This is a genomic window from Microcoleus sp. PH2017_28_MFU_U_A, from assembly GCF_020738035.1.
Classification (GTDB): domain Bacteria; phylum Cyanobacteriota; class Cyanobacteriia; order Cyanobacteriales; family Microcoleaceae; genus Microcoleus.
In genome coordinates this window covers 34093-41932 of sequence record NZ_JAEQCX010000083.1, presented here as the reverse complement: position 1 = coordinate 41932, position 7840 = coordinate 34093, and the positions used below count along the sequence as shown (strand labels likewise).

11 protein-coding genes are annotated in these 7840 nt (G+C 44.6%); 3 read left to right on the top strand and 8 right to left on the bottom strand.

What is annotated here, in order from left to right:
- Positions 1–287: 287 nt before the first annotated feature.
- Entirely contained in the window at positions 288–866 is a 579-nt protein-coding gene (locus JGK14_RS20910) for a TetR/AcrR family transcriptional regulator (RefSeq protein ID WP_293187024.1), read from the bottom strand.
- A 178-nt stretch (positions 867–1044) separates the two neighbouring features.
- On the opposite strand from JGK14_RS20910, the gene JGK14_RS20905 reads away from it, so the two are divergent.
- A complete protein-coding gene (locus tag JGK14_RS20905; protein ID WP_293187025.1) occupies positions 1045–1635 on the top strand; it encodes a carboxymuconolactone decarboxylase family protein in 591 nt (196 codons plus the stop codon).
- 126 nt (positions 1636–1761) lie between these two features.
- On the opposite strand, the gene JGK14_RS20900 is transcribed toward JGK14_RS20905, so the two are convergent.
- The 3 genes from JGK14_RS20900 to egtD all read right to left on the bottom strand — a co-directional run bounded on the left by JGK14_RS20900 (position 1762) and on the right by egtD (position 3859).
- The gene (locus JGK14_RS20900) at positions 1762–2025 is read right to left on the bottom strand and encodes a winged helix-turn-helix transcriptional regulator (protein ID WP_293224659.1); all 264 of its coding nucleotides are present in this window, start codon (positions 2023–2025) and stop codon (positions 1762–1764) included.
- Positions 2026–2090: 65 nt separating this feature from the next.
- Complete coding sequence (locus JGK14_RS20895) at positions 2091–2768, bottom strand: response regulator transcription factor (RefSeq protein WP_293187026.1); 678 nt, start codon at positions 2766–2768, stop codon at positions 2091–2093.
- 59 nt (positions 2769–2827) lie between these two features.
- The gene (egtD, locus tag JGK14_RS20890) at positions 2828–3859 is read right to left on the bottom strand and encodes an L-histidine N(alpha)-methyltransferase (protein WP_293187027.1); all 1032 of its coding nucleotides are present in this window, start codon (positions 3857–3859) and stop codon (positions 2828–2830) included.
- A gap of 290 nt (positions 3860–4149) precedes the next feature.
- Here egtD and JGK14_RS20885 point away from each other — a divergent pair, with 290 nt between their 5' ends.
- Positions 4150–4617 (top strand): MarR family winged helix-turn-helix transcriptional regulator, encoded by a 468-nt coding sequence (locus JGK14_RS20885; protein WP_293187028.1) that lies wholly within the window; start codon positions 4150–4152, stop codon positions 4615–4617.
- Positions 4618–4695: 78 nt separating this feature from the next.
- On the top strand, positions 4696–5286 hold the full coding sequence (locus tag JGK14_RS20880) for a hypothetical protein (protein WP_293187029.1): 591 nt from the start codon (positions 4696–4698) through the stop codon (positions 5284–5286).
- A gap of 160 nt (positions 5287–5446) precedes the next feature.
- Here the strand turns inward: JGK14_RS20880 and JGK14_RS20875 are convergent, their stop codons facing one another.
- From JGK14_RS20875 to JGK14_RS20860, 4 genes are all read right to left on the bottom strand, one after another.
- Positions 5447–5650 (bottom strand): tautomerase family protein, encoded by a 204-nt coding sequence (locus tag JGK14_RS20875; protein WP_293199291.1) that lies wholly within the window; start codon positions 5648–5650, stop codon positions 5447–5449.
- Between the two features lie 122 nt (positions 5651–5772).
- A complete protein-coding gene (locus JGK14_RS20870; RefSeq protein WP_325315433.1) occupies positions 5773–6954 on the bottom strand; it encodes an MGH1-like glycoside hydrolase domain-containing protein in 1182 nt (393 codons plus the stop codon).
- A 64-nt stretch (positions 6955–7018) separates the two neighbouring features.
- Complete coding sequence (locus tag JGK14_RS20865) at positions 7019–7417, bottom strand: plasmid recombination protein (RefSeq protein WP_325315432.1); 399 nt, start codon at positions 7415–7417, stop codon at positions 7019–7021.
- Positions 7377–7697, bottom strand: coding sequence for a plasmid recombination protein (locus JGK14_RS20860; RefSeq protein ID WP_325315431.1), 321 nt, complete (start codon positions 7695–7697; stop codon positions 7377–7379). Before JGK14_RS20860 ends, JGK14_RS20865 begins: the two co-directional genes overlap by 41 nt.
- Positions 7698–7840: the final 143 nt, after the last annotated feature.

The following is a 7840-nucleotide window of genomic DNA, read 5'->3' as shown; positions in this document are numbered from 1 at the left end:
ATTCCTGTAGTTTTAGGACTGTGGACTAAAATTACTAACGTAGATGTCTAACATTGACTACTTTTGGGTAGCTTTGTCCATGTTTTTACGAGCGGTTTCGCCTTCACTTTCAAAAGTGACACGGTTCATTACAGTTTTGAAGATGGGTTGAGTAGTCACGATCTTTGGCTCACTACTAGAAAAATTTCCATACCTCAATAGTAGAGAAAAGCCCCAGTAAGCTGAAGCCCGATTCTTGCGCTGTTTTGTTGAAATCTTGCTCTTTCGACAAGGTTGGAGGATCTCACCTACACCTTGAGAAACAATCCCCGAAAATTGTTCTTAACGAACTCTTGAATCATCATAGGCGTTGCTCTCATCCGCGCTAATGCGAAAACTCCGATCGTGGCACTAAACAACACATCGACTCCGGCTGAAATAGAAATTGGCGGCGGTAGTTGCCCATCTAGCCGAGCTAGTTCTAAATGTTTGTGAAAAAAGTCTTTGATAAAAATTACGTCTAGATCGATCGCTTGTTGAAGTTCGGGAGTGGGAATTTCGGCAGACATCAACAGATTCACCAAAAAGCAACCGCGCCCCATCCCTTTGGTAGACGCAATTTCGATCGCATTATGGAAATAATTGGCGATCGCATTAACGCCACTTTTATCCGTCTCAAACGCCAGTTTAAACTTTTGCTCGTACCGCTCGAAAGCCGCATAAAATAACACTTCCTTCGAGCCAAAGGCATTAAATAAACTGCCCCGCTTGACTCCCAGCAGTTGCGCCAACTCATCCAAAGATGTCGCACTATAGCCATGCTCCCAGAAATAATCGCAGAGTTGTTCTATGACAGCATCGGTATCGAACGATCGAGGGCGCGGCATGGTTATCGGTAGTTAGCTAAAAATTATCGATGTTTATTCTTGACGGGTTCGACAAAAACGTGTATTCTTGTCTATATCGACAAAAACTATTGTTTCATCAGTATAGCCCATCCGCAAGGGTTTAAGCCTGAGTAATTGTCGATCGAGTAATTATGCAAACAAATCGCAGGAGACAACCATGCCCAGACTTGCACCCAAACCCATTGCCGAACTCGCCACATATGATGAAATGTTCGGGCAACTGGAGGAATTTTTCGGATTTCTGCCTAATGACTATCTGACGATGGGACATAAGCCTGCGGTGATGAAGGCAGTAGTCGAACTAACTGGCGCAGTGCTGCTGACAGCGGGAAAAACCTCGATGACGCTCAGATTGCTCGTGATGTATGTTTCATCCCGTGCGGCTGGTTGTATGTACTGTACGGCGCATTGTGCGGGGCTAGCTCTCAAATATGGGTTGTCGATGGACAAAGTTCAAAATATTCGCGATTACCAGACTCATCCCAGTTTCTCGGCTGCCGAACGCGCGGCGTTGACAGTTGCTGATAAGGCTAATAAAATGCCCAATGCAGTCACGGATGAGGATTTTGGAGAATTGGGTAAATACTTTGAGGATGAAGCGATCGCGGAGATTGTCAGTCTGATTGCGATGATGTCTTTTTACAATAAATGGAATGATACACTGGCAACAACTTTAGAAAAACCACCGCTGGATCTGGCGGCGAGTTCTTTGTCTTGGTGGAATGCTGGCAAACATATTGAGAGCTAGGAAGTCTGTTGCGTTGAAACGAAATAAAAGTCCAAATGTTTTAAATTTGAATTCGATCGAGGGTCGGCTGTTGGGTTACGTGTAGGGACAGCAGCCTAAAGGTTATCTGTTAGCATTCAGCAAAATCTAGACAGCCGTTTTTCCCTCCGTGCCATACCAACGCACAGCGAGTTTGTAGAGGTGGTCGAGTGTCCCAGACAACTCTTTTCCGCGTTCAGTCAAGCTGTAGGTAACTTGAGGTGGAATTGTAGGTTCATGGTGACGATGAACTACTTCAATCGATTCCAGTAATCGCAATCTTTCGGTAAGCACCTTCGTTGAGATGCCATCAACTTTACGCCTCAGTTCACCAAAGCGTAATTCGCCGTTTGTGTCGAGAATCCACAAAATGTAGAGTGTCCATGGCTATCTGCTGCCGCTCAACTTTAACGTTATAATCGAAATCTTCATCGCTGCTATTGCTCCCGCAAAGCATACCCGACACCCCGCGCGGTATGAATCAATCTTGGCTCGTTGTTTTGCTCCAACTTCGTGCGGAGATAGCGAACGTAAACCTCGATAATATTTGAGTCGCCCAGAAAATCAAATCCCCAGACATTTTCGATAATTAACTCTCTAGTAAATACTTGGCGAGGATGACTCAATAGGTATTGTAATAACTCAAATTCTTTGGCAGTTAAATTGATCGATCTGCTACCGCGATGGACTTCGCGAGTCCGTCGATTTAAACTTAAATCTTCAAATTGCAACAGATCTTCGTCGGTTTTTTGGGTGCGTCGCAGATGAGAACGGATGCGCGCGAGTAGTTCTTCAATACTAAACGGTTTGACTACATAATCATCGGCTCCCGCATCCAAACCCGTCACGCGATCGCCGACTTCATCTTTAGCTGTCAGTAAAATTACGGGGATAGATATACCAGTCGATCGCAGTCGCCGACAGAGTTCCACGCCTGTAAGTCCTGGCAACATCCAATCCAAAATCGCTAGATCCGGTGCCGCCTCCCGCGCCAAACTCAGTCCCGCCATCCCATCGTGTGCCACACTGACGCGATAACCCTCACTATCTAATTCCAGTTCGATAAATCGGGCGAGTTTAATTTCATCTTCAACCAAGAGGATATGTGCTGTCATTTTGATTTTTGATTTTTGATTGTGGATTGATTTTTCGTTGGATAGCGATCGCTTGGAATTTAAGGATACTCCCCTACAGTACATTGACGTTGACATAGCAACAAGCCAAACCAATCTTGTGGATCTGTCCAAAATTGTAAAGGTTTAAAAGCATGAGCCGATAAATTATCTACTAATGTTGGTAAATGAAACTTGCGAGATATTTCGGTGTGAATCGTTTCTCCAGCCTCGAACTTAACTCGATAGTTTAGGTTTGCAAAAGCTATAGTTTGAGTTACCAAACTGCGGAGATGCATTTCAAGCTGATGTTGCTCCCGATTGTAGAATGCTAAATGCTCGAATCGATCGAGTGCAAAATCACCTCCAAAGCGATGATTGAGATGGCGGAGGATATTGAGGTTAAATTCAGCCGTCACACCTTGAGCATCATTATACGCAGCTTCAATCGTCTCGATCGATTTTTGTAAATCTACGCCTAAGAGGAAAAATTCTCCAGGCTGGAGTGCCTGTTGAATTTGGGTCAGGAAACTGCTACGCTCTCGATCGGTTAGATTCCCTAGCGTACTACCCAGGAAAATCACCATGCGGTTCCCCAGTTCTGCTGGTGGCAATTGAGCCAGAGCTTGCTCGTAAGTCCCCGCCAAGCCGCACAGTTTTAAGTTGGGGTAGCGTTCCAACAATGCTAGAGCCGTACTCTTGAGAATGCCAGCACTGACATCGATCGGATAATAGTGCAGTTGACGATCGAGTTGACTGTAAGCCTCTAATAACAGGTGAGTTTTCCGAGAGCTACCGCTACCTAATTCTACTAATTCGCAGGTACCCGTGAACTCGGCAATTTCTGAGGCATATTGTTCTAGAATCGCCTGCTCGGTGCGGGTGGGATAGTACTCTGGTAAATCGGTAATTTGCTCGAATAATTCCGAACCGAGATCGTCATAAAAGTAACGACAAGGGAGCATTTTTTGGCTTTGACTCAGCCCTTGGATGACATCCCTACCATCATCGATCGATCCTGCGATGGTATTAAAATTAATCCACCGAAAACGGGGATGCTCGATCGATTCACTCCCGATCTGATTGACGTTCATCTGGTGAGGGGCTAGGGGATAAAGTTAGGTTATCGCGGAGCTAAATTTGCCTCGATAATAACTACGATCCCCGATCGAGCTGAAACACTCCTGAAGAGAAAATGAGAATTTGTTGAGAAACGCGGCGATCGAAACCCAGCGCGATTTAGTCTGTAGAGACTCGATCGCACTCGAGCGACCTAAATTACCTTCGACAATTCCAACTCACGCTTGCGGTCGTTTATGTAATTGATTGTTATAGCATAATTAATACATTAACTATTTGGCTTAATCACCAATACCTCGATCGAATGCCTAGTTCATCGTCCAATGCTAATTTTCTCCAGCAATGGAAATATGCTCTCGCTCCTCACAACTTGGGGCATCAACTGAAACTGGCATCTCAACTGATGTACAGAGATTTTCTAGAGCGGCTCGAACCTTACGATCTGACTCCATTTCACTATCTAGTTCTGTGCTGTCTATGGGAAGAAGATGGGATTACTACAACAGGTATTGCTGACAGACTCAAACAGCTAGGCGCAACACTAACCGGAGTCGTCGATCGCATGGAAGAGCGCAACCTAGTTTACCGAGAACGAAACTCAGCAGATCGCCGTGTCGTCCGCATCTGGCTGACGGAAGAAGGCAAAAGACTCATGTATATTCTGCCACCGCTTGGTGCAGATACCGTTAAAAAGGCAACTGCAAATATTTCCGAAGCAGAGCAGGAAATCGTTCTCAAGCTCCTCGATCGAATCATTCAGAACTTTTCTTAGCGATCCCAGCCTGATGATGTTGACTTTTGGACAATTACTTAATATATTAACTATCAATATATTAAGCAATTGATCCGCATGACTAAAAGCATTGCTGTCTTGCGGTTGTGCTGTTCTCGATCGAAGTACCTTGGAGGAAAAATGCCAAAATTGAGTATCCGTCAGAGAAACTGGCTGCTATCAGCGCATATTGGTTTTGCTGCGCTCTGGACGGGAAGCGTCTTGAGTATGCTGCTACTGTCGCTTAGAAACACAACATCAGTTAATGCCGACGTACTGAATGCTCTAGATTCAGCAATTAATCTTCTAGATGACTGGATTGTCATTCCTTCAGCGATTGGTTCCGTCATCACAGCAACATTTCTGTGCTGGATGACAAATTATGGATTTATCAAGTTCTATTGGGTAATTACTAAGTGGATACTAACGACTGGTTTGGTTGTATTTGGCACATTCTGGCTATTTCCGTGGGGGAATACTGCTGAAAAATTGTCAGGGCAGGAGGGATTACAAGCCCTGAATAATTTGGTTTATAATTTCGATGCCAAAGGTGTATTAATTGGAACTTTCGTTCAAGTTATTTCTTTGGTTGTGATTATTGCGATCTCAGTTCTCAAACCTTGGGGAAGAAGACTAGATAAAGCGAAGAGTCAAGTCAGTGCAGATTAGTAGAGCAGTTACGGCAGCAGCGTCGGACTAGATGGTGGGTACTTTCCACCATCTAGGTTTGGGGTAATTAAACAGGTAAAATGTTTGACATAATTCGTCAACGAGGCTTATAAAATACCAACCCTACAAAACTATCTAATTTACTTCAGCATCACTCTTCTTATGAGTTTTGCTGCTGTTTCCAATCATCTGTCAGGAGTCCTGCAAATCCCCAATCTTCTTCTGCAATCTCCTGAATGACGATGTGTATATGTTCTGGATTTTTGCCAAGAATCCGAACGAGAGAATCAGTTACTTCTTTAACAAGTTGAGCTTTTTGTGTCCTTGTAGAACCTGTGGTAATCTGAATATTAATGTATGGCATATTAATTTTTGCTACACCCTAAATGCGGGGATGAACTTTGTACAATGTTAGGAAAAAACAAAGTAGGTTAGGCACCAATCGCAATCTATATTACTGGTAATTGAGTACCTTTATCATCCCACTTAAATAACGATCGATTCACTACCTGCTTCGATTTCCAGCACCGATTCCCCTACTCGATCTTCATCCCCATATTCCCCCAACTGTTGAATTAACTTCGCTACCAATCCCGTCCATCCCGTCTGGTGACTGGCTCCAATTCCCGCGCCATTATCGCCGTGGAAATATTCATAAAACAACACCAAATCGCGCCAATGCGGGTCGTTTTGAAACTTCTGGGTACCCCCATAAACTGGGCGTTGTCCCGCTGGGTTACGGAGGAAAATCTGGGTGAGTCGCTGGGATAGTTCGGTAGCGACTTCCCACAGAGTCAACATTTGCCCCGAACCTGTCGGACATTCAACTTTGAAATCATCGCCGAGATAGCGATGGAACTTTTGCAGCGATTCAATTAAAAGAAAGTTCACTGGAAACCAAACGGGGCCGCGCCAGTTGGAATTGCCACCAAATAAACCACTGGTAGACTCGGCTGGCTCGTAATCGACGCGAAACTCGGTACCGTTGGTATAGAAGCAATAGGGATGTTCGGCATGATAGCGAGAAACTGCCCGAATTCCGTAATCGCTGAAAAATTCTGATTCGTCGAGCATCTTTTGTAAAATGCGTTGGAGTTTGTCTTTAGAAACGATCGCCAGTAATCGGCGCGCGCCTTTACCTTTGGTTTCCATGCAAGCTACATTACGGCGTAAATCGTGCCGATTTTTGATGAACCATTCCAATCGCTTTTTGAAATTGGGTAATTGCTGTAATGTTTCTGGTTCTAATATTTCTACCGCAAATAGAGGAATTAAGCCGACTAGCGATCGCACTTTCATTTCAATTTGGCGATCGTCGGGAAAATGCAACACGTCGTAATAGAAGCCATCTTCCTCATTCCATAAGGAATCTTCCATTTCCCCAATGTGATTCATCGCATCGGCAATATAGAGATAATGTTCAAAAAATTTGGTAGCAATATCTTCATAAACTGGATTAGTTTTTGCCAATTCTAGCGCGATTTTTAACATATTCAAACAATACATCCCCATCCAACTAGTACCGTCAGATTGGTCGATATATCCGCCCGTCGGTAGTGGCGCACTGCGATCGAATACGCCGATATTATCTAAGCCCAAAAATCCGCCTTGAAAGACATTATTACCCTCGGCATCCTTGCGATTTACCCACCAGGTAAAATTGAGCATCAACTTTTGGAAAACGCGCTCTAGAAACTGGCGATCGGATTTCCCATATAGCTTCTGTTCGATCTTAATATTTTTGAGCGAGGATAGCTTTTTCTCGTTCGAGTTCTTGTTGTGTTACAGCCCTTTGCCGTTCTGCAAGCATCTGGTTGATGGCTTCTTCTGGTTCTGGTTCGGGAAGCCATAAGTTTAAATCTAATACAGTTTCTTGGGAGTTGACAGCAGTGTAATACTGTCGGATTTTTTGATGCCGTGCCGGCGAGAATTTGATGCCACGTTCGATGCCCAAGTCGGCAACGGCTGCGGCATAGCTGTCTTGAAGTTTGCTCAAGCTACTTCTTGTTCCTCCAAACTCCGTACTCCTGTAGCTGAGTTTTCCCTCATTGTTGATAGGTACCCAGAGACAGTGGATGTGGGGAGTGGCTTCATCGAGGTAGAACCAGTTGCTTTTGCTGCCAGTACCCATAGTCTTCCGGGCAAGAGGGTCTGAAGTAGCTGGGGGAAGCCCCCAGGAGGATGTCTGCGGCAATGACTTCATCTTTTCGGACTTTTTGAGAGCCAATTTTTGCCCGTGCTAGTTTTACGACTTCTTCAGGCGAAGTCTGGCCTTGCAAGATTTCAACAGTCCTGTTTGGGTCAGCATTGGGTACGGCTTTGGTTCGGCTATTATGTCTGGCCGCTGTTCTCAAACATTCGATCGATTTAAGTTTTCCAACTCTCAAAATGGCTTGTGGTGTACGAAACATGGCGGTGTCCTCGCCTTCCAAGTTTTGCTCGCTTTCTTATGCTTTTGACTTATGCTTTTGAGACTCTGTGGTTAAATAATTGCCAAGAAGTCGATCGTAACTTGGGCTAATTTCTGTGTCACTAAATCTATCCAAGTCGGGTC